The following is a 20,042-nucleotide window of genomic DNA, read 5'->3' on the forward strand; positions in this document are numbered from 1 at the left end:
CGCTCCGATGCCGGCCCGCCCGACCGGCTCACTCGACGCTTACTGGCAAGCCTCGCACTCGTCGAAGCCCGCATCGCCCGGACGCATCATGCAGACGGGACCATCGGCTTCCTGAGCCGGCGCTGCCTCAACCGCCGCAGCATTGAACCCGCCCGCGCCCGACGACGCACCACCCGACACGCCACCGAAGCCACCTTGCGCACCCGATGCGCCATGACCGCCATCGCCCGACGGCACCGCGTTCAGCGCGCCATGCGCAACAGTCGACTTCTCGACATGCGTCGCCGCCATCGTGCGGAGATAGTAGGTCGTCTTGAGGCCGCGAATCCACGCGAGCTTGTAGACCTCGTCGAGCTTCTTGCCCGACGCGCCCGCCATGTAGATGTTCAGCGACTGCGCCTGATCAATCCACTTCTGACGGCGCGACGCCGCTTCGACCAGCCACTTCGGATCGACTTCGAACGCGGTCGCGTAGATCGCGCGCAGATCCGCCGGAACACGGTCGATGCGCGAGAGCGTGCCGTCGAAGTACTTCAGATCCGACACCATCACTTCGTCCCACAGCCCGCGCGCCTTCAGGTCACGCACGAGGTAGTCGTTGACGACCGTGAATTCGCCCGACAGATTCGATTTCACGTACAGATTCTGGAAAGTCGGCTCGATGCACGCCGACACGCCGATGATGTTGGAGATCGTCGCCGTCGGCGCAATCGCCACGCAGTTCGAATTGCGCATGCCGTACGTCGAGATGCGCGAACGCAGTTCGGGCCAGTCCATCGACTCGGACGAATCCACTTCGACATACCCGCCGCGCGCGTCCGCCAGCAGCTTCAGCGAATCCTGCGGAAGAATGCCGCGATCCCACAGCGAGCCGCGATACGTCGCGTAACGGCCACGCTCTTCCGCGAGTTCCGTCGATGCGTAGTACGCGTAATAGCAGACGGCTTCCATCGAACGATCCGCGAACTCGACCGCATCGCCCGACGCGTACGGCGTGCGCAGCAAATGCAGGCAGTCCTGGAAGCCCATGATGCCCATGCCCACCGGACGATGCTTCAGGTTCGAGTTACGCGCCTTCGGAACCGCGTAGTAGTTGATGTCGATGACATTGTCGAGCATACGCATCGCGACGCTGATGGTGCGCTTGAGCTTGGCGTGATCCAGCGCGTAGCTGCCGTCGGCCTGCTTCACCATGTGCGCGACCAGGTTCACCGAGCCGAGATTGCACACCGCGATTTCCGTCTCGCTCGTGTTCAGCGTGATTTCCGTGCACAGGTTCGACGAATGCACGACACCGACGTGCTGTTGCGGCGAGCGCACATTGCACGGATCCTTGAACGTGATCCACGGATGGCCGGTCTCGAACAGCATGCCGAGCATCTTGCGCCACAGTTGCGCCGCCGGCAGCTTCTTGAACAGCTTGATCTCGCCGCGCGCTGCTTTCTCTTCGTAAGCCACATAGGCCTTCTCGAAGTCCGCGCCGAACAGGTCGTGCAGGTCCGGGCAGGTCGACGGCGAGAACAGCGTCCAGTCGCCGCCTTCGACGACGCGCTTCATGAACAGGTCGGGAATCCAGTTCGCCGTGTTCATGTCGTGCGTGCGGCGACGGTCATCGCCCGTGTTCTTGCGCAGCTCGAGGAATTCCTCGATGTCGAGGTGCCACGTTTCCAGGTACGCGCACACCGCGCCCTTGCGCTTGCCGCCCTGATTCACGGCGACGGCCGTGTCGTTCACGACCTTCAGGAACGGCACGACGCCTTGCGACTTGCCGTTGGTGCCCTTGATGTGCGAGCCGAGCGCGCGCACGCGCGTCCAGTCGTTGCCGAGGCCGCCCGCGAACTTCGAGAGCAGCGCGTTTTCCTTCAGCGCTTCGTAGATGCCGTCGAGATCGTCGGCGACGGTCGTCAGATAGCACGACGACAACTGCGAGCGATGCGTGCCCGAGTTGAACAGCGTCGGCGTCGACGACATGAAGTCGAACGACGAGAGCACGTTGTAGAACTCGATGGCGCGCGCTTCACGGTCGATTTCGTTGAGCGACAGGCCCATCGCGACACGCATGAAGAATGCCTGCGGCAACTCGATGCGCGTGCCTTCGACGTGCAGGAAGTAGCGGTCATACAGCGTCTGCAGGCCGAGGTAGCCGAATTGCAGATCGCGGTTCGCGTCGAGCGCGGCGCCGAGGCGCTTCAGATCGAATTGCTGGAGCTTGTCGTCGAGCAGGCCGGCTTCGACGCCCCGCTTGATGAACAGCGGGAAGTATTCGGCGTAGCGCTCGCCCATTTCGGCTTGCGTCACTTCGTCCACGAGAATTTCGCGGCGGATCGTGTGCAGCAGGATGCGCGCGGTGACCTGGCTGTACGCCGGGTCCTTTTCGATCATCGTGCGCGCGGCGAGGATAGACGACTCGTAGACCTGCGACATCGGCACGCCGTCGTACAGGTTCTTCACCGTTTCCGCGACGATCGGCTCAGCGGACACCGCGTCGCCGAGGTTCGCGCACGCGGAGACGATCAGCGCCTTCAGCGCGTCGAGATCGAGCGGGCGCGTGACGCCGTTGTCCGTCACGTTGATGACGCCTTCGTGCGCCTGCGCGTCCTGCGTCTGCGCGCGCTCTTGCGTACGCTGCTGCGTGCGCTTCTCGCGATACAGCACGTACGCGCGCGCGACGTTGTGCTCGCCGCCGCGCATCAGCGCGAGTTCGACCTGATCCTGAATGTCTTCGATATGGAACGTGCCGCCATGCGGACGGCTGCGCACGAGCGCGCGCACGACGGCTTGCGTCAGTTGCTCGACGAGCTCGCGCACACGCGCGGAAGCTGCGCCCTGCCCGCCATTCACGGCGATGAACGCCTTCGTCACCGCGATCGCGATTTTCGTCGGCTCGAACGACACCACGCTTCCGTTGCGACGGATGACCTTGTAGTCGGCAAACGTCGTGTCCGGCGCGAGCGCTTGCGCTGCGCTCGTGGACTGGGCACCGCCCATCGGCTGTGCGGATGCGCCTTCGAAGGAAGTCGCGGCGTTCTCGGTGGTTTGCATGTGCAAAACTCCTGGTGTTCGAATGGTGCGGATGGTCCGCGGATTTATCACTTATGCCGCGCGCGTCAGGACATCGTCATGAAGATTGCGCGGTGTTTTGGCGGTAAAGCGGGCTGTGAATGCAGCAGGCTGGAAACACGATTCGCGGCGCTTACGGCCCGCATTGTCTTTGGCGTCTCATGCGGTGCCCGCGTTGGCGCGCGGTGTCGGTCGACGCAACTCGCGCTCACTTGCTTGCCTTCTTCACGGTGCTGCTCGCTGGCGCTCGATGCGCCTGACGCCTCCCCCTCGCAAAGGGAAACGGTCTCGCGCATCGCCCCGGGCCAGCCAAACTTCTCTTACGCCGGAAAGCCGGCGGCGCCGGCTCATCGGAGCGGGCGCCGCCACAACAACACAAGATCTAGTGCCAATTACGTCTTTCGGCACCAAGTATAGTGGACATCCGCGCAGTCTCAAAAAGGTTTATTTGCCTGCCGTCTGCCTGTACGGGGTTGACTTTTGCTATCGCAAAGCGCGGCAAGGCCTCGCGCGCAACGCTGTTGCGCCGCAGCGAGAAAGACCTTACGCGACGCTCAGATGCTGGACTGGAAGGGGAAAAACGAAGGCGGCAAGGCGCTGTCGCGACGCACGCGCGGCCAGTCGAAATGCGGACCGGGATCGGTCTTGCGACCGGGCGCGATGTCGGAGTGGCCCGCCACAGCATCGATCGGATAGCGCTTCACGATGATGCGCGCGAGCGCGCTCAATGCGGCGTACTGCGCGTCTTCGAACGGCATGCGGTCGCTGCCTTCGAGCTCGATGCCGATCGAGAAATCGTTGCAGCGCTCGCGCCCGCAAAACGACGAGACGCCTGCGTGCCACGCGCGTTCATCGCAGGAGACGAATTGCTGGACCGCGCCATCGCGGCGAATCACGAAGTGCGCCGACACGCGCATGCCGCGCAGATGATCGAAGTACGGATGCGCGTCGTGATCGAGCTTGTTGAGGAAGAAATCGGCGATCGAGTTGGTCGTGAAATCGTCGGGCGGCAAGCTGATGTTGTGCACGACGATGAGCGTCGGCACGGCGTCGCCGGGACGCGCCTCGAAGTTCGGCGAAGGCAGGCGCGACGCGTGCGTGAACCAGCCTTGTGCGTCGATGTGCGGATCGCCTGGCCTGACGACAGGCTGGACTTGCGGCAGGGTCATCGCGCGTCGCGACCAGTCGGACGGCTCGCGTAGTGGCGCGCGTGATCGGCGCAGCAGAAGCGCTCGCCCGCGACGACGATCGACTCGCTGCGCGGCGTGTGCACGCCGCACTGCGCGCAACGGATGAGCGGATCGGCGAGTTGCGGCGCGCCGTTCGACGCGCCATTGCCATTGCCGTTGCCACTACGCGAGCGTTGCGCGCCATTGGCGCCGCCCGCGGTCGCGCCGCCGGCCTGCGCGTCGCCCTGCTGCGCGCGCTCGTTCGCGCGGCGCAGCTTCTTCAGGAGCCACTGGCTCACGAAGAAGAGGACGATCAGAAAGATGAAATTTCGCATCGATTCACGCCGATAAAAAAGTACGCGCTCAGACGACCGCACGGTGCAGCAGCACTTCGAACACGAAGCGGCTGCCCACATACGCGAGCAGCAGCGCGGCGAACGAAGCCAGCACCCAGCGCAACGCGGCGCGTCCGCGCCATCCGGAGATGCGGCGCGCGGTGAGCAACGCGCCGAACATCAGCCAGGAGATGAAAGCGAAGATGGTTTTGTGATCGAAGCGCAGCGCGCGATCGACCAGTTGCTCGTTGAACGCGATGCCCGACACGAGCGTGAGCGTGAGCAGCACGAAGCCGGCCGCGATCAGACGGAACAGCAGTTTTTCGAGCGTCAGGAGCGGCGGCAGCGCGTCGAGCCAGCTCGTGAGCCAGCTGTTGCCGGCATGACGCGTCGCCATGCCGCGCATGCGTTGCAGACGGCGTTCGAGCATCAGCATCAGCACGGCGTGCAGCGCGGCGATCGCGAAGAGTCCGTACGCGATGTTCGCGATCAGGAAATGCAGCTTGAACATCGGCGCTGCGGAGTACGACAATACGCGCACGCCGCCGAACACGAGCGGCAAAAGCGACGCGATGCATGCGAGCGGCAGCACGAGCAGACGCAAGCCGTCGAGCGGGAAGAAAAAGCTTTCGATCCAGTAGATGCCCGCGCCGAGCCAGAACATCGCGGAGAGCGCGAACGCGAAGCCGAAGATCATCGCGTTCTGGGGGAAGATCGTGGTGTGCAGCAGGATGCCGTGCACGAGCAACGCTATTAATAATAGAGCGCGGCCCGTTGCGCCCATTGCGCCCATGCCCGGCGACGTTTTCGGCGCCACCGGCGTCATGCCCGAAGGCACACCGGCCAGCGCCGGCTCCACGGCCGTGTGACGATGCGCGCGCCACCCCGCTACGGCCAGTCCGCCGTAGAGAAGCGCAGTGAGGGCATACAGTACAATATCCATGTTCGAAGTTTACACTAGGCCCCTGAATCGCGACGTTTTCCCCCTTGCGGCAACGCGGGGCGTCGAGTCGTTCTGCGCTGAAAAAGGGCCGCATTCCCTACCGCTCCCCCATGCTCGATAACCTCACTCAACGGATGGCGCGCGTCGTCAAGACGCTGCGCGGCGAGGCCCGGCTCACCGAGGCCAACACGCAGGAAATGCTGCGCGAGGTGCGGCTTGCGCTGCTCGAAGCGGACGTGGCGCTACCGGTCGTGCGCGAGTTCATCGCGAAGGTGAAGGAGAAGGCGCTCGGCGAAGAAGTCGTGTCGAGCCTCTCGCCGGGCCAGGCGCTCGTCGGCGTCGTCCAGAAGGAACTGACGGCCGTGATCGGCGGCGATTACGAAGGCAAGGCCGCCGAACTGAATCTCGCCGTCACGCCGCCCGCCGTCATTCTGATGGCCGGCTTGCAGGGCGCGGGTAAAACGACCACGACGGGCAAGCTCGCCAAGCTCCTGCGCGAAAAGAGCAAGAAGAAGGTGCTCACCGTTTCCGTCGACGTGTACCGCCCCGCCGCTATCCGCCAGTTGCAGACGGTGACCGAGCAGGTCGGCGCGGACTTTTTCCCGTCGGAGCCGAACCAGAAACCTTCGGACATCGCGCGCGCGGCGATCGACTGGGCGAAGCGGCATTATCACGATGTCGTGATCGTCGATACGGCCGGTCGCCTCGGCATCGACGAAGCGATGATGAACGAGATCAGCGAGCTGCACGCGCTGCTCAAGCCTGCTGAAACGCTGTTCGTCGTCGACGCCATGCTCGGTCAGGACGCCGTCAACACCGCGAAGGCGTTCAACGACGCGTTGCCGCTCACCGGCGTCGTGCTCACCAAGCTCGACGGCGACTCGCGCGGCGGCGCGGCGCTCTCCGTGCGCCACGTCACCGGCAAGCCGATCAAGTTCGTCGGCGTCGCGGAAAAGCTCGACGGCCTCGAAGTCTTCCATCCGGATCGCATGGCGAACCGGATTCTCGGCATGGGCGACATTCTTGCGCTCGTCGAGGAAGCGCAGCGCGGCGTCGACAGCCAAGCCGCGCAGAAGCTCGCCGACAAGGTCAAGAAAGGCGGCGACTTCGACCTGAACGACTTCAAGGCGCAACTCTCGCAGATGAAGAAGATGGGCGGCCTCTCGTCGCTCATGGACAAACTGCCCGCGCAGTTCCAGCAAGCCGCGCAAGGCGCGGACATGAACAACGCGGAAAAGCAGATGCGCCGCATGGAAGGCATCATCAATTCGATGACCATTCAGGAACGCGCGAAGCCCGAGCTCATCAAGGCCGCGCGCAAACGCCGTATCGCGGCAGGCGCGGGCGTGCACGTTCAGGAAGTGAACCGCATGCTCAATCAGTACGAGCAGATGCGCGGCATGATGAAGAAGCTGAAGGGCGGCAACCTGCAGAAGATGATGCGCGGCATGAAGGGCATGCTGCCCGGCATGCGCTGATCACGGCACCTCGAACCCGCGTTTGCGCGCGTCGCCCGACGCGAAGCAAGCGCGGGTTTATCATATGGCGCACGCCGCCGTTTTTTTCCACACTAAGAAGTCAGCCTCTCCCCCGCTTTCCCTATGAATCGCGAAGAAGCTCTCCATATTTTCAGCCACTCCGAAGAAATCGTGACGGCTGACGAAGTCAATGCATCGATCGGCAAGATGGCCTCGTCCATCAAGGCGGCGACGCAAGACGACTTCCCGCTCGTGCTCTCGGTCATGGGGGGCGCGGCCGTATTCACCGGCATGCTGCTGCCGCATCTCGACTTCCCGCTCGAGTTCGATTACATCCACCTGACGCGCTATCGCAACGCCATCAAGGGCGGCAGCGAGATGCAGTGGCGCGTGGCGCCGGCGGAATCGGTGAAGGACCGCGTGGTGCTCGTGCTCGACGACATCCTCGACGAAGGCGAGACGATGGCCGCGATCCGCGACCGCATCATGGCGATGGGCGCGAAGACGTTTCTCTCGGCGGTGCTGTGCGAGAAGATCATCCCGAAGGCGAAGCCGCTGCGTCCGGATTTCTGTGGATTCGAGGTGCCGGACCGGTACGTGTTCGGCTGCGGGATGGACGCGAAGGGTTACTGGCGTAATTTGCCGACGATTCGCGCGCTGACCGAAGGCGCGTGAGCGTTTCCTGGCGACATGAAAAAAGCGGCCGAGGCCGCTTTTTTCACAACTGATGCACGAAAGTGCGTATCCCCGTCAGTATCATCTCGACGGAAATCGCGACCAGCACGAGCCCCATCAACCGTTCGAACGCCGTGACCGCGCGCTCGCCGAGCCAGTGCTGAATCTTTTCCGCGAGAATCAGCACGATCGCGCAGACGATCATCGTCACCGACAGCGCGCCGACCCATTCGAGCATCTTGCCCGGCGCCTGCGAAGTCAGCAGCATCACCGTCGCCAGCGCGGACGGCCCGGCGAGCGCCGGAATCGCGAGCGGCACGATCAGCGGCTCGCCGCCACGCGCATCGCCGCCCATCGCGCCGTCGGGATGCGGGAAGATCATCCGCAGCGCGATCAGAAACAGCACGATCCCGCCGCCGATGCGCAACGACAAATCCGTCAGATTCATCGCGCGCAGGAAGCGGTCGCCCGCCAGCATGAACAGCAGCAGGATGCCGAACGCGATCGCCACTTCGCGCAGGATCACGACGCGGCGCCGCTCTTTCGCAACGCCGCGCAGCGCGTTGATGAAGATCGGAATGTTGCCGAGCGGATCGGTGATCAGCAGCAGCAGGATCGTCGCCGACAGGAAGTCGTACTGCATTACTTCCCGAGCGCCGCTCGCACCTTCGCTGTCACCGCGCCGGCGGCTTCATCGACCGGCAGCAGCGTGGCTTCGGTGTCGCGCCGGCCCTGATATTCCAGCTTGCCTTCCTTCAGCCCGCGATCGCCGATCACGATGCGATGCGGCACGCCGATCAGTTCCCAGTCCGCGAACATCACGCCCGGACGCTCACCGCGATCATCGAGGATCACGTCGATGCCCGCTTCCTGCAGCGTCGCGTACAGCTTGTCCGCCTGCTCGCGCACGGCGTCGCTGCGGTCGTAGCCCATCGGGCAGATCACGACTTCGAACGGCGCGATGGCTTCCGGCCAAATGATGCCGCGATCGTCGAAGTTCTGTTCGATCGCCGCGCCCAGCACACGCGTCACGCCGATGCCGTAGCAGCCCATCTGCATCCGCGCGGGCTTGCCGTTCTCGTCGAGGAAGGTCGCGCCCATCGAATCGGAGTACTTCGTGCCGAGCTGGAACACGTGGCCCACTTCGATGCCACGGCAGATTTCGAGCGTGCCACGGCCGTCCGGCGACGGATCGCCCGCGACGACATTGCGGATATCCGCGACTTCCGGCTCGGGCAGATCGCGGCCCCAGTTCACTCCGGTCGTGTGGTAATCGACCTCGTTCGTGCCGACGACGAAATCGCTCATGTTCGCGACTGTACGGTCCGCGATCACGCGCACCGGCTTCTTCGTGCCGATCGGGCCGAGATAGCCCGGCGGCGTGCCGAACCATTCGATGATCTCGGCTTCCGTCGCGAAGCGATAACCCGCGAGGCCCGGCAGCTTGCCGGTCTTGATGTCGTTGAGCGAGTGATCGCCGCGCAGCATCAGCAGCCAGATGGTGGGCTCGGCGCCTTCGTTGTCGGTTGCGAGAATGATCGACTTGATGGTCTTTTCAAGCGGAATGTTCAGAAGCTGCGCGACCGCCTCGCATTTCGCGGCGCCCGGCGTCGGCGTCTTCTTCAGTTCTTCCGTGGGCGCGGCGCGTTGCGCGATGAGCGGCAGCGCGTCCGCCGCTTCGACGTTCGCGGCGAAGTCTGAGTCCGGGCAATACGCGATGTCGTCCTCGCCCGTATCCGCGATTACGTGGAACTCGTGCGAGCCGCTGCCGCCGATCGAGCCGTTGTCCGCGGCGACCGCGCGGAATTCCAGGCCGATGCGCGTGAAGATGCGCACATAGGCGTCGTACATCTTGCGATACGACTCGGCGAGACCGTCGAGGTCCTTATCGAAGGAATAGGCGTCCTTCATGATGAACTCGCGGCCGCGCATTACGCCGAAGCGCGGACGGATCTCGTCGCGGAACTTCGTTTGAATCTGATAGAAGTTCACCGGCAACTGGCGATAGCTCTTGATGTCGCGGCGCGCGATGTCGGTGACGACTTCCTCGTGCGTCGGGCCCATCACGAAGTCGCGCTCGTGGCGATCCTTGAAGCGCAGCAGTTCCGGACCGTATTGCTCCCAGCGGCCCGACTCCTGCCACAGTTCGGCGGGCTGCACGGCGGGCATCAGCAGTTCGAGCGCGCCCGCGCGGTTCATCTCTTCGCGCACGATGGCTTCGACCTTGCGCACCGAGCGCAGGCCGATCGGCATGTAATCGTAGATGCCGCCCGCGACGCGGCGGATCATGCCGGCGCGCATCATCAGCTTGTGGCTGACGATCTCGGCGTCGGCGGGAGCTTCTTTCAGGGTGCCGATGAAGAAACGGGATGCTTTCATTCAAATTTTCCAAAAGCGGCGCGCGCTTCGGAGCCGTTGTGGCGCCGGAGCAGGCGTATCGAAGGTGAACGACGGAAACGGTCTACGGCTTTCGCAGGGAAGAAGATTTTGCCGCCTTCCGCATGGTCTGGCAAAGCGTCCTGCACCCTGCTCGGCAAACGTGCCCCGCATTCGGCTTCGTGCCGCGGGTTCGAACCGATGCGCGGGGTCCGTTAACTGTTTATAATCAAAGCAATTTTAAAGGATTTGAAGGTGGCTGTATGCTGGATCGTGAAGGCTTTCGCCCGAACGTCGGCATCATCCTCTTGAACGCGCGCAACGAAGTGTTTTGGGGCAAGCGGCTGCGTGAACATTCCTGGCAGTTTCCGCAAGGGGGCATCAAATACGGTGAGACCCCTGTGCAAGCGATGTATCGGGAGTTACACGAAGAAACCGGTCTGCTTCCGGAGCATGTGAAAGTTGTCGGTCGCACGCGCGACTGGCTGCGTTATGAGGTGCCGGACAAGTTCATCAAGCGCGAGGTGCGCGGACATTATCGCGGTCAGAAACAAATCTGGTTTCTGCTGCGCATGGTGGGACGCGATTGCGACATCTGCCTGCGTGCGACGGACCATCCGGAGTTCGATGCCTGGCGCTGGAACGAGTATTGGGTGCCGCTTGATGCGGTCATCGAGTTCAAGCGCGACGTTTATCAAATGGCTCTCACCGAGCTGTCCCGGTTCCTGCGGCGAACCAACTCCCGCGCCGAGCGCGGCGAGCGAGCCGCGCATCATGGACTGCGCTATCCACGCGTCGTCCAGACGATGACGATCGAAGCACCTGCCGTTACTGCCTCCGGCGCGGCGGTTCAGGCAGAATGCACGGTCAGCGAGGAAGTGCATGTGATCGCGCACCGCTCATCGTGCGACTGATCATCGCGGTTCCTCGCACACGTCGACACTCAGCATGACTTCGATCGATGGCACGGCGATTCACTCGCCGTGCCATTTCGCTTTGTTCCGCCGGGCGGGCGCGTCAAGCCCCGCGCGCATGTTTCCGGGAAGATCCAATTGAAAGTGAATGCCTCACTCGCGGTCATCGCGGCATCCGCGGCAGCGCTTGCCGTGCTCGCCGGCTGCTCCAGCAATAAAACTCCGTCCACCCAGGACGACGGCGTGTTCACCTATCTGCTCGACCGCAAGCCGAACTGGACCGAGGAGAAGATCGAGACGCTGCCGCCCTTGCCGCAAACATCGAATCTGCTGGCGTTCAATGTTTCGCAGAACACGCCGCTCACTTTCGCCGTCGACAAGACATCGCTCACGGTCGGCAACGACGGCGTGGTGCGCTATGTGGTCGTCGTGACGAGTCCGGCGGGCGCGCGCAACGTCAACTATGAAGGGATTCGTTGCGACACCTACGAATGGCGCCGCTACGCGAGCATCAACGACGATCAGAACGGCTGGGATCAGGGTTCCGCGTTCGACTTCAAGCGCATCGAGAACGGCGAGTTGAACGCGTACCAGGCGGCGCTCTATCAGGATTACTTCTGCGCGAGCAAGCTGCCTGTCGGCACGGCGAAGCAGATCGTCAACAACATCCAGTACAAGCGCACGCAAAGCTCGATCAATCTGCGCTGATTTCACGGCACGGCAAAGTACAAAAGCCCGCTGGATCAGCGGGCTTTTTCGTATCAGACGAGCACGAGATTGTCGCGATGAATCAGTTCGGGCTCCAGCATATAGCCGAGCACGGTTTCGATCTCGCCGCTGGGCCGCCGATGAATCAGGCGCGCTTCGGAACTGCTGTAGTTCGTGATGCCGCGCGCAACCTCCTGCCCTTGAGCGTCGACGCACGCGATGACCTCGCCGCGCGCGAACGCGCCCTTCACGTCGATGACGCCGATCGGCAACAGGCTCTTGCCGTCAGCCGTGAGCTTGCGCACCGCGCCATCGTCGATCACGACGTGCCCGCGCACCTGCAGGTGATCCGCCATCCACTGCTTGCGCGCCGCCATCCGCGCCGTGCGCGCGATGAGCTGCGTGCCGATCATTTCGCCGGACGCGAGACGCGTGAGCACGTCGGCTTCGCGGCCGCTCGCGATCACCGTGTTCGCGCCGCTGTGCGCCGCGCGCTTCGCCGCGAGAATCTTGGTCAGCATGCCGCCGCGTCCGAGGCTCGAGCCCGCGCCGCCTGCCATCTGCTCGAGTTCGGGCGTGCCGGCGTCGGCCTGTTCGACGAGCGTCGCGTTCGGATCCTTGCGCGGATCGGCGGTGAAGAGACCGCGCTGATCGGTGAGGATGACGAGCGCATCGCCTTCGATCAGATTGGCGACGAGCGCGCCGAGCGTGTCGTTGTCGCCGAACTTGATTTCGTCGGTGATGACGGTGTCGTTCTCGTTGATGATCGGCACCGCGCCCAGGCGCAACAGCGTGAGCAGCGTCGAGCGCGCGTTCAGATAGCGCTCGCGATCGGCGAGATCCGCGTGCGTGAGCAGAATCTGCGCGGTGCGGATGCCGTGCGCGCCGAAGCTGCTTTCGTAGACCTGCGCGAGGCCCATCTGGCCGACGGCCGCCGCCGCCTGCAACTCGTCGATTTCGCGCGGCCGCTTGGTCCAGCCGAGCCGGTGGATGCCTTCCGCGATCGCGCCCGAACTCACGAGCACGACTTCCTTGCCTTGCTCGCGCAGCGCCGCGATCTGCGCCGCCCAGCGAGAGATTGCCGCATGGTCGAGCCCGCGCCCGTCGTTGGTGACGAGGCTGGACCCTACTTTCACTACGATTCGCTTCGCAGCGGCGATGACCGAACGCATCGTGCGCTTTCTCCTCGTGGTTGCGTTTATTCCTTCGCTGCGTCGTCGCGGAAGCGCACGTCGGCGGCGAGATCTTCCGCCTCCGCCGCACGCGATGCGTCGGAATGCTGCGAGATGTAGTCGTAGATCGCGTACGTGAGCGCCTCGCAGCCCTGGCCCGTCAACGCGGAAATCTCGTAGACCGGACCATCCCACTCGAAGCGCTCGACGAAATCGGCGATACGCGTTTCGCGCTCGTTCTCCGGCACCATGTCGAGCTTGTTCAGCACGAGCCAGCGCGGCTTGTCGTAGAGCGACTCGTCGTACTTGCGCAGTTCGTTGACGATCGCTTTCGCTTCGGCGACCGGATCGACGTTTTCATCGAACGGCGCCATGTCGACCAGATGCAGCAGCACGCCGGTGCGCTGCAAGTGACGCAGGAAGCGATGCCCGAGCCCCGCGCCTTCCGCCGCGCCTTCGATCAGGCCGGGAATGTCCGCGATCACGAAGCTCTTGCTCGGCCCGACGCGCACCACGCCGAGATTCGGTGCGAGTGTCGTGAACGGATAATCCGCGATCTTCGGCCGCGCGTTCGACACCGACGAGATGAACGTGGATTTGCCCGCGTTCGGCATGCCGAGCAGACCAACATCGGCAAGCACTTTCAGTTCGAGCCTGAGCATGCGGCGCTCGCCCGGCTTGCCGTCGGTCTTCTGACGCGGCGCGCGGTTCGTGCTCGACTTGAAATGCAGGTTGCCGAGGCCGCCCGCGCCGCCCTGCGCGATCAGCACCTGCTGATTGTGTTCGGTCAGATCGGCGATGATCTCGCCCGTTTCCTGATCCGAAATGATGGTGCCGACCGGCATGCGCAGCGTGATGTCGTCGCCGCCCTTGCCGTAGCAGTCCGCGCCGCGGCCGTTTTCGCCGTTGCGCGCCTGATGCTTCTTGGAGAACCGATAGTCGATCAGCGTGTTGATATTGCGATCGCCGACCGCGTAGACGCTGCCGCCGCGTCCACCGTCGCCGCCGTCGGGGCCGCCGAACGGGACGAACTTTTCGCGGCGCATCGACGCGCTGCCATCTCCTCCGTCGCCGGCGATGACTTCAATCTTCGCTTCGTCAATGAACTTCATGCGTTGCTCCGTCCCGTGTATTTGCAGCTATTTTGCCGTGACCCGGCGTTGCCCGGTCACCGATATTCTCGAATTCCCGCCGATGCGCGTTCCCCGCGCACCAACGAAAAAGGCCCCGCGAACTTCGCGGGGCCTTTTTTCGGTCCTGAAGCCCGTGCGTAAAATTTACGCTGCCGGGACGACGACGACCGTGTGCTTCTTCGCAGCGCCCTTGGTCACGAACTTGACGTGGCCGTCGGCGAGCGCAAACAGCGTGTGATCCTTGCCGATGCCGACATTCTCACCCGGATGCATACGCGTGCCGCGCTGGCGAACGATGATGCCGCCTGCGTTGATTGCCTGGCCGCCGTACACCTTAACGCCGAGGCGTTTCGACTCGGAGTCGCGGCCGTTGCGGGAAGACCCGCCTGCTTTTTTGTGTGCCATTTGATTAGCTCCTTAACCGATATCTGTGCGGAAACGATCGCGCCTTAGGCGTTGATCGCGTCGATGCGCAGTTCGGTGTAGTTCTGGCGATGGCCAGCGTGCTTTTGGTAGTGCTTCCGGCGGCGCATCTTGAAGATGGTCACTTTCTTGTGACGACCTTGCGACACGACGGTAGCCTTGACGGAAGCCCCACCCACCAGCGGCGTACCGAACTTAATCGATTCGCCTTCGCCTACTGCGAGAACCTGGTCGAGCGTGATTTCAGCGTCAATGTCTGCCGGTATCTGTTCTACTTTCAATTTTTCGCCAACGGCAACCTTATACTGCTTGCCGCCGGTTTTTATGACCGCGTACATTGAGAACCTCACTCAGAATTCTTTTTCCACGCACCACGCGGGGAAAACACGCGATTATACATAGGGTTACGCTCGACGTCAAAGTGCGTCGACGTTTGCTTCGCGCACGGTGCAAGCGCGCGGTCCGCAGCCGAACCTCGGCGAACACAACGAAAATCGCAGCGAATCCTGTCCGAATTTCGCGCACATCGCGCGCATCGACACAGCCGAAACCCCGTCGTCTGTCGGATTCGCCTTATAATCCGCCGGATTACCTTTCCTGCCGAACATGTCGTCCACCGCCACTTCCCCTCCCAACGCCGCCGCGCTGCTCGCCCCGATCGCCGAGGACATGCAGCACGTCAATCGTGTCATCCGGCAGCGCCTGGCATCAGAAGTGATGCTGATCAACCAGATTTCGGAGTACATCATCGGCGCGGGCGGCAAGCGGCTGCGTCCGGCGCTGCTGCTGCTGGTCTCCGGCGCGCTGGGCGACACGACCGGATATCGCCATGAACTGGCCGCCGTTGTGGAGTTCATCCACACGGCGACGCTACTGCATGACGACGTCGTCGACGAATCCGACCTGCGGCGCGGCCGCAAGACCGCGAACGCGCTGTTCGGCAACGCGGCGAGCGTGCTGGTCGGCGACTTCCTCTACTCGCGCTCGTTCGAGATGATGGTGAGCGTCGGCAAGATGCGCGTGATGGAAATCCTGTCGGTCGCGACCAACGTCATTTCCGAAGGCGAAGTGCTGCAGCTGCTCAACATGCACGACCCTGATGTGGACGAAACGCGCTACATGCAGGTGATCCGCTACAAGACGGCGAAGCTGTTCGAAGCGGCCGCGCAACTGGGCGCGGTGCTGTCGGGCGCGGACGCGCGCACCGAAGCGGCGGCGGCGGAGTTCGGCCGGCGCATCGGCACGGCGTTCCAGATCATGGACGACTGGCTCGACTACACCGGCACGCCCGAATCGATGGGCAAGAACGCCGGCGACGACCTGCGCGAAGGCAAACCCACTCTGCCGCTCATCTTTCTGATGGAGCACGGCACGCCGGAGCAGGCGGCGCTCGCACGCGAGGCCATCGAGCAGGGCGGCACGGATCGCTTCGACACGATCTTCCACGCGATCACCACGTCCGGCGCGCTCGACCACACGCTGGAATGCGCGCGCAAGGAAGCGCAGGCGGCGGCGAATGCGATTTCTGCATTTCCCCCTTCCATCTACAAAGAGAGCCTGCTAGAATTATGTTCTTACTCGACGTCACGGCAGTCTTGAACGAGACTAAAGCGGCGTAAGAGTCCAAGTTTGGTCAAATTCGGGGTGTAGCTTAGCCTGGTAGAGCGCTACGTTCGGGACGTAGAGGCCGGAGGTTCGAATCCTCTCACCCCGACCAGAATTGCAGAAACCCGCATGGTCCGCCATGCGGGTTTTTTTATTTCCAGCGCACGAAACCGCGTACGCTGGCCAACAGGCCGAAGGCGGGCGTGCCTGCCCGTCTGCTATATTGCCTCCCATCTCCGCCCCTACTCGATCACCGCGTGGACAACCTTCCCTTATGGGCGCAAATTTGCGCCATTTTTCTGCTTCTCATCCTTTCCGGCTTCTTCTCGATCTCCGAAACATCGATGATGGCGCTCAATCGCCATCGGCTGAAATATCTGGCGAGCCAGGGATCGCTGCGCGCCCGCACGACGCAAGGACTGCTCGCAAAAACCGACCAGCTTCTCTCCGTGATCCTGATCGGCAACAACCTGATCAACACGATCATCCCGGTGCTGACCACGTCGATCGCGCTGCGCACCTTCGGCCACAACAACCTCGTCCTGTCGGTCACGACGGGCGTGATCGCGTTTCTGATCATCGTGTTCGCGGAGATCGCGCCGAAGATCGTCGGTGCGACTTATCCCGAAAAAGTGGCGCTGCCCGCGAGTCTGGTGCTCTCACCGCTCATGCGTATCGCGCGGCCGCTGATTTGGTTCGTCAATCTGTTCGCCAACGCGATCCTCGCCGCGCTGCACATCAACACGAAAAACAAGCGCGACCAGCGCATTTCGCCGGAAGAACTGCGCACGATCGTGCTCGAGACCGGCAGCTTCATGCCGACCAAACACCGCAGCATCCTGCTCAATCTGTTCGATCTGGAAAACATCACCGTCGATGACGTGATGATTCCCCGCCGGCGCATCGAAGCGCTCGACTTCGAGGCGCCGTTCGAGCAGATCCTGCATCAGCTAGAGACCTGTTATCACAACAAGCTCGTCGTCTTTCAGGGCGATATCGATCGCGTGATGGGCATCCTGCACGTGCGCAAGACGCTGTCGGCGCTGCATAACCAGGAGCTCGAACGCGAGACGCTGCGCGAACTGCTCACCGAGCCGTACTTCGTGCCTACCGGCACGCCCGTTTTCCAGCAACTACAGTACTTTCAGGAAAGCGGCCATCGCATCGCGATCGTGGTCGATGAGTACGGCGAGTTGCAGGGGCTCGTCACGCCCGAGGACATCATCGAGGAACTGATCGGCGAGTTCACGACGACGATTCCGCGCGGCGCCGGCTCGCGCGGCGGCTGGAACGAGAACGGCGAGTGCATCGTGGCGGGCAGCATGCCGCTGCGCGAGCTGAATCGCTGGCTCAACCTGACGCTGCCGACGGACGGCCCGAAAACGCTCAACGGCCTGATTCTCGAAACGCTCGAAGACATCCCGGACGGCGACGTGTCGATCCGCATCGCCGACGTCACCTTCGAAGTCATGCGCAGCGACGATCAGGCGATCCGCACCGTGAAGATTTTCCGCCCGCTCGGGCCGAAGCGCGCACTGCGTTAGCCATTCGGACGACTGGGCGTCGGTGGTTGCGAACGAGATGATCGGGTCATCTCGACTCCGACCGCACGACGCCCATGATTTCTCCCTCACGCGACGCTTTCGACACTTTCGCGCGCCCGGCCCGCTCCGTCGATCCCGCGCTCGACAGCGCATCCGATCACGACACGCCCGCCGTTTCGCTCCTCGCCGACACCCTGCGCGAAGCCGCCGAGCGCGGCGCCTCCGACATTCACGTCGAACCTTCCGAGCACGACTGGCGCATCCGCCTGCGCGTCGACGGCGCATTGCATGTGCTCAGGCGCCCACCGCCGCACTTGCGCGACGCGTTCGTCACGCGGATCAAGGTGCTGGCCCGCATGGATATCGCCGAGCGGCGCGTGCCTCAGGACGGCCGCCTGCGTCTGAATCTGCCGGGCGGGCGCGTCGGCGACTATCGCGTGAATTCGCTGCCGACGCTCTTCGGCGAAAAGCTCGTGCTGCGGCGGCTGGACGCGCTGCCGCCCGATCTGTCGCTCGCCGCGCTGGGCCTCGACGACGCGCAAAGCCGCACGGTCGAATCGTCGATTCGCGCGCCGCACGGTCTCGTGCTCGTGACGGGCCCGACCGGCAGCGGCAAAACCCTGTCGCTCTACTGCTTCCTGCAGATGCTCAACGCCGAAGCGCGCAACGTGTGCTCCGTCGAAGATCCGGTCGAGATTCAGCTTGCGGGCATCAATCAGGTCAGCGTGCGCGAGAAGGCCGGGCTGACGTTCGCCGTGGCGCTGCGCGCGTTCATGCGTCAGGACCCCGACGTCATCATGGTCGGCGAGATTCGCGACGCGCAAACCGCGGACGTCGCGGTTAAGGCCGCGCAGACCGGACACCTCGTGCTCTCGACCTTGCACACGAATGACGCGCCCGCCGCGATCGCGCGGCTCATCGATATCGGCGTCGCGCCTTATAACCTCGCGTCGGCGCTCAGGCTTGTCACCGCGCAACGGCTCGTGCGCAAGCTGTGCGAGCACTGCCGCGCGCCATCGGCGCTGCCGCTCGCGGACGGATTTCATCCGTTCGAGGCGCGCGGCTGTCCGGCGTGCCACGGCATCGGCTATCGCGGGCGCGTCGGCGTGCATCAGGTGATGCCGGTCTCGGACGAGATACGCGAGTTGATCGTCTCGCGGTCGGCGACGCATGCCATCGCGCGCGCCGCACAGACGCAAGGCATGCCCGCGCTGCGCGCCGCGGCCTTCGCGCGCGTGCGCGAGGGCGTGACGAGCGTCGCCGAGGCGGCCGAAGCGACGGAGATCGAATGATGTCAATGGAGATGCGCTTCGCGTGGCGCGGCCTGGATGCCGAAGGCCGGCAAAAGCACGGAAAGATCATCGCAACCGATGCGGTTTCGGCGCGTGCGACGCTGCGGCGCGAAGGCGTCATCGTCACCTGGCTCGAAGCGCTCGGCGTCGCGCCGCCGCCCAAGGCCAAGGCCGGCGAAGTCACGCTCTTCACGCGCCAGCTTGCCGGCCTGCTGCGCGCGGGCCTGCCGCTCGCGGGCGCGCTCGAATTGCTGGCCGGCAGCGCGACCGGCGGCGGATTGCCGCGCATCGTGCGCGCCCTTGCACGCGACATCACGCGCGGCGTGCCGTTCTCCGCGGCGCTCGCTCAGCATCCCACGGCATTCGGCGCGTTGTATTGCCAGTTGGTCGCGGTCGGTGAAGTGGCGGGCGCGTTGGCGTCCGTTCTAGCCCGCCTCGCCGACGATCGCGAACGCGCCGCGTCGCAACGGGCCCGGCTGCGCGCCGCTCTCACCTATCCTGTCATGGTGCTGCTGCTGTCCCTCGCGATCACGGCGGGCTTGCTGATCGGTGTCGTGCCGACGTTCAAGACGATCTTCGACGGTTTCGGCGCCGCGCTGCCCGCGCCCACGCGTTTCGTGCTCGCGCTCTCGGACGGCGTCGCGAATGTCGGCGTGCCGTTTGTCGTGGCATGCGCCTGTGCGGCGATCGTCGTGTCGCGTTGGCTCAGGCGCTCGCCCGCTGCGCGCGAATCGGCCGACCGCCTGGTGCTGCGTCTGCCGCTCGCGGGCAGGCTGCTGCACGCGCTGGCCGTCGCCCGCTGGAGCCGCGCGCTCGGCACGCTGCTCGCCGCCGGCACGCCGCTGTCGGACGCATTCGATTCGCTCGCGCACGCCACCGGCAACCGTGTGTTCGACCGCGCGACCGTCGATATCGCCGCGCGTCTGCGCAACGGCGAGCGCCTCGCGGCCGCGATGCGCGCCAGCGGTTGCTTTCCGCAGGACGTGGTGCAGCCCATCGCGGTCGCGGAAGAATCGGGCTCGCTCGACGCCATGCTGCTCGATCTCGCCACCCTCGCGGACCGGCAAGTGGACGAGCGTCTCGGCGCGTTCGCGAGCCTGTGCGAGCCGATCGTCATCACCGTGCTCGGCGCGCTGGTGGGCGGCCTCGTCATCGCGATGTATCTTCCTATCATTCAGCTCGGCAACGTGGTGTAGCATCGCGGGCCAAAGCAAC

18 protein-coding genes and 1 tRNA gene are annotated in these 20,042 nt (G+C 64.0%); 9 read left to right on the top strand and 10 right to left on the bottom strand.

Annotated features, from left to right (window positions below; genetic code table 11):
* Positions 1-39: 39 nt before the first annotated feature.
* From NK8_RS11925 to ccsA, 4 genes are all read right to left on the bottom strand, one after another.
* The gene (locus NK8_RS11925; RefSeq protein WP_213226467.1) at positions 40-3,042 is read right to left on the bottom strand and encodes a ribonucleoside-diphosphate reductase subunit alpha; all 3,003 of its coding nucleotides are present in this window, start codon (positions 3,040-3,042) and stop codon (positions 40-42) included.
* 572 nt (positions 3,043-3,614) lie between these two features.
* A complete protein-coding gene (gene ampD / locus NK8_RS11930; protein ID WP_213226468.1) occupies positions 3,615-4,229 on the bottom strand; it encodes a 1,6-anhydro-N-acetylmuramyl-L-alanine amidase AmpD in 615 nt (204 codons plus the stop codon).
* The gene (locus NK8_RS11935) at positions 4,226-4,564 is read right to left on the bottom strand and encodes a PP0621 family protein (RefSeq protein WP_213226469.1); all 339 of its coding nucleotides are present in this window, start codon (positions 4,562-4,564) and stop codon (positions 4,226-4,228) included. The genes ampD and NK8_RS11935 overlap by 4 nt, the downstream gene beginning before the upstream one ends.
* Positions 4,565-4,592: 28 nt before the next feature.
* Positions 4,593-5,507: an inner membrane protein YpjD gene (gene ccsA / locus NK8_RS11940; protein WP_213226470.1), complete on the bottom strand. Its 915-nt coding sequence runs from the start codon at positions 5,505-5,507 to the stop codon at positions 4,593-4,595.
* Between the two features lie 110 nt (positions 5,508-5,617).
* Here ccsA and ffh point away from each other — a divergent pair, with 110 nt between their 5' ends.
* Positions 5,618-6,985 carry a signal recognition particle protein gene (ffh, locus tag NK8_RS11945; protein ID WP_213226471.1) on the top strand — a complete coding sequence of 456 codons (1,368 nt, stop codon included), beginning with the start codon at positions 5,618-5,620 and terminating at the stop codon, positions 6,983-6,985.
* Between the two features lie 123 nt (positions 6,986-7,108).
* Positions 7,109-7,660: a hypoxanthine-guanine phosphoribosyltransferase gene (locus NK8_RS11950; protein WP_053568795.1), complete on the top strand. Its 552-nt coding sequence runs from the start codon at positions 7,109-7,111 to the stop codon at positions 7,658-7,660.
* 43 nt (positions 7,661-7,703) lie between these two features.
* On the opposite strand, the gene NK8_RS11955 is transcribed toward NK8_RS11950, so the two are convergent.
* Together NK8_RS11955 and NK8_RS11960 are read right to left on the bottom strand one after the other, a co-directional pair.
* Complete coding sequence (locus tag NK8_RS11955) at positions 7,704-8,303, bottom strand: MarC family protein (RefSeq protein WP_061177731.1); 600 nt, start codon at positions 8,301-8,303, stop codon at positions 7,704-7,706.
* Positions 8,303-10,039, bottom strand: a complete 1,737-nt coding sequence (locus tag NK8_RS11960) for a proline--tRNA ligase (RefSeq protein ID WP_213226472.1) — start codon at positions 10,037-10,039, stop codon at positions 8,303-8,305. Before NK8_RS11960 ends, NK8_RS11955 begins: the two co-directional genes overlap by 1 nt.
* Positions 10,040-10,299: 260 nt before the next feature.
* Between NK8_RS11960 and NK8_RS11965 the strand changes: the two genes are divergently transcribed.
* Both NK8_RS11965 and NK8_RS11970 read left to right on the top strand, forming a co-directional pair.
* Positions 10,300-10,950 carry an RNA pyrophosphohydrolase gene (locus NK8_RS11965; RefSeq protein ID WP_061177729.1) on the top strand — a complete coding sequence of 217 codons (651 nt, stop codon included), beginning with the start codon at positions 10,300-10,302 and terminating at the stop codon, positions 10,948-10,950.
* A 144-nt stretch (positions 10,951-11,094) separates the two neighbouring features.
* Positions 11,095-11,658, top strand: coding sequence for a CNP1-like family protein (locus NK8_RS11970; RefSeq protein ID WP_213228636.1), 564 nt, complete (start codon positions 11,095-11,097; stop codon positions 11,656-11,658).
* A gap of 53 nt (positions 11,659-11,711) precedes the next feature.
* Here NK8_RS11970 and proB read toward each other — a convergent pair whose 3' ends face one another.
* The 4 genes from proB to rplU all read right to left on the bottom strand — a co-directional run bounded on the left by proB (position 11,712) and on the right by rplU (position 14,724).
* Positions 11,712-12,830, bottom strand: a complete 1,119-nt coding sequence (gene proB, locus NK8_RS11975) for a glutamate 5-kinase (RefSeq protein ID WP_213226473.1) — start codon at positions 12,828-12,830, stop codon at positions 11,712-11,714.
* A gap of 26 nt (positions 12,831-12,856) precedes the next feature.
* Positions 12,857-13,942 (bottom strand): Obg family GTPase CgtA, encoded by a 1,086-nt coding sequence (gene cgtA / locus NK8_RS11980; protein ID WP_213226474.1) that lies wholly within the window; start codon positions 13,940-13,942, stop codon positions 12,857-12,859.
* 165 nt (positions 13,943-14,107) lie between these two features.
* Positions 14,108-14,368 (bottom strand): 50S ribosomal protein L27, encoded by a 261-nt coding sequence (rpmA, locus tag NK8_RS11985; RefSeq protein ID WP_008342952.1) that lies wholly within the window; start codon positions 14,366-14,368, stop codon positions 14,108-14,110.
* A gap of 44 nt (positions 14,369-14,412) precedes the next feature.
* A complete protein-coding gene (gene rplU / locus NK8_RS11990) occupies positions 14,413-14,724 on the bottom strand; it encodes a 50S ribosomal protein L21 (protein WP_035511298.1) in 312 nt (103 codons plus the stop codon).
* A 268-nt stretch (positions 14,725-14,992) separates the two neighbouring features.
* Between rplU and NK8_RS11995 the strand changes: the two genes are divergently transcribed.
* The 5 genes from NK8_RS11995 to NK8_RS12015 all read left to right on the top strand — a co-directional run bounded on the left by NK8_RS11995 (position 14,993) and on the right by NK8_RS12015 (position 20,023).
* Positions 14,993-15,985 carry a polyprenyl synthetase family protein gene (locus NK8_RS11995; RefSeq protein ID WP_162066353.1) on the top strand — a complete coding sequence of 331 codons (993 nt, stop codon included), beginning with the start codon at positions 14,993-14,995 and terminating at the stop codon, positions 15,983-15,985.
* Between the two features lie 41 nt (positions 15,986-16,026).
* Positions 16,027-16,103 (top strand) — tRNA-Pro (locus NK8_RS12000).
* A 145-nt stretch (positions 16,104-16,248) separates the two neighbouring features.
* Positions 16,249-17,535 carry an HlyC/CorC family transporter gene (locus NK8_RS12005; RefSeq protein WP_213226475.1) on the top strand — a complete coding sequence of 429 codons (1,287 nt, stop codon included), beginning with the start codon at positions 16,249-16,251 and terminating at the stop codon, positions 17,533-17,535.
* Positions 17,536-17,609: 74 nt separating this feature from the next.
* Positions 17,610-18,827: a GspE/PulE family protein gene (locus NK8_RS12010; protein ID WP_213226476.1), complete on the top strand. Its 1,218-nt coding sequence runs from the start codon at positions 17,610-17,612 to the stop codon at positions 18,825-18,827.
* Positions 18,824-20,023 carry a type II secretion system F family protein gene (locus NK8_RS12015; RefSeq protein ID WP_213226477.1) on the top strand — a complete coding sequence of 400 codons (1,200 nt, stop codon included), beginning with the start codon at positions 18,824-18,826 and terminating at the stop codon, positions 20,021-20,023. Before NK8_RS12010 ends, NK8_RS12015 begins: the two co-directional genes overlap by 4 nt.
* Positions 20,024-20,042 lie beyond the last annotated feature (19 nt).

Source organism: Caballeronia sp. NK8 (genome assembly GCF_018408855.1).
Classification (GTDB): domain Bacteria; phylum Pseudomonadota; class Gammaproteobacteria; order Burkholderiales; family Burkholderiaceae; genus Caballeronia.

Excerpts from the sequence above, each read along its gene's own strand:
- NK8_RS11925 (WP_213226467.1), bottom strand. The coding sequence starts at position 3,042 with ATGCAAACCACCGAGAACGCCGCGACTTCCTTCGAAGGCGCATCCGCA.
- ampD (WP_213226468.1), bottom strand. The coding sequence starts at position 4,229 with ATGACCCTGCCGCAAGTCCAGCCTGTCGTCAGGCCAGGCGATCCGCAC.
- NK8_RS11935 (WP_213226469.1), bottom strand. The coding sequence starts at position 4,564 with ATGCGAAATTTCATCTTTCTGATCGTCCTCTTCTTCGTGAGCCAGTGG.
- ccsA (WP_213226470.1), bottom strand. The coding sequence starts at position 5,507 with ATGGATATTGTACTGTATGCCCTCACTGCGCTTCTCTACGGCGGACTG.
- ffh (WP_213226471.1), top strand. The coding sequence starts at position 5,618 with ATGCTCGATAACCTCACTCAACGGATGGCGCGCGTCGTCAAGACGCTG.
- NK8_RS11950 (WP_053568795.1), top strand. The coding sequence starts at position 7,109 with ATGAATCGCGAAGAAGCTCTCCATATTTTCAGCCACTCCGAAGAAATC.
- NK8_RS11955 (WP_061177731.1), bottom strand. The coding sequence starts at position 8,303 with ATGCAGTACGACTTCCTGTCGGCGACGATCCTGCTGCTGCTGATCACC.
- NK8_RS11960 (WP_213226472.1), bottom strand. The coding sequence starts at position 10,039 with ATGAAAGCATCCCGTTTCTTCATCGGCACCCTGAAAGAAGCTCCCGCC.
- NK8_RS11965 (WP_061177729.1), top strand. The coding sequence starts at position 10,300 with ATGCTGGATCGTGAAGGCTTTCGCCCGAACGTCGGCATCATCCTCTTG.
- proB (WP_213226473.1), bottom strand. The coding sequence starts at position 12,830 with ATGCGTTCGGTCATCGCCGCTGCGAAGCGAATCGTAGTGAAAGTAGGG.
- cgtA (WP_213226474.1), bottom strand. The coding sequence starts at position 13,942 with ATGAAGTTCATTGACGAAGCGAAGATTGAAGTCATCGCCGGCGACGGA.
- rpmA (WP_008342952.1), bottom strand. The coding sequence starts at position 14,368 with ATGGCACACAAAAAAGCAGGCGGGTCTTCCCGCAACGGCCGCGACTCC.
- rplU (WP_035511298.1), bottom strand. The coding sequence starts at position 14,724 with ATGTACGCGGTCATAAAAACCGGCGGCAAGCAGTATAAGGTTGCCGTT.
- NK8_RS11995 (WP_162066353.1), top strand. The coding sequence starts at position 14,993 with ATGTCGTCCACCGCCACTTCCCCTCCCAACGCCGCCGCGCTGCTCGCC.
- NK8_RS12010 (WP_213226476.1), top strand. The coding sequence starts at position 17,610 with ATGATTTCTCCCTCACGCGACGCTTTCGACACTTTCGCGCGCCCGGCC.
- NK8_RS12015 (WP_213226477.1), top strand. The coding sequence starts at position 18,824 with ATGATGTCAATGGAGATGCGCTTCGCGTGGCGCGGCCTGGATGCCGAA.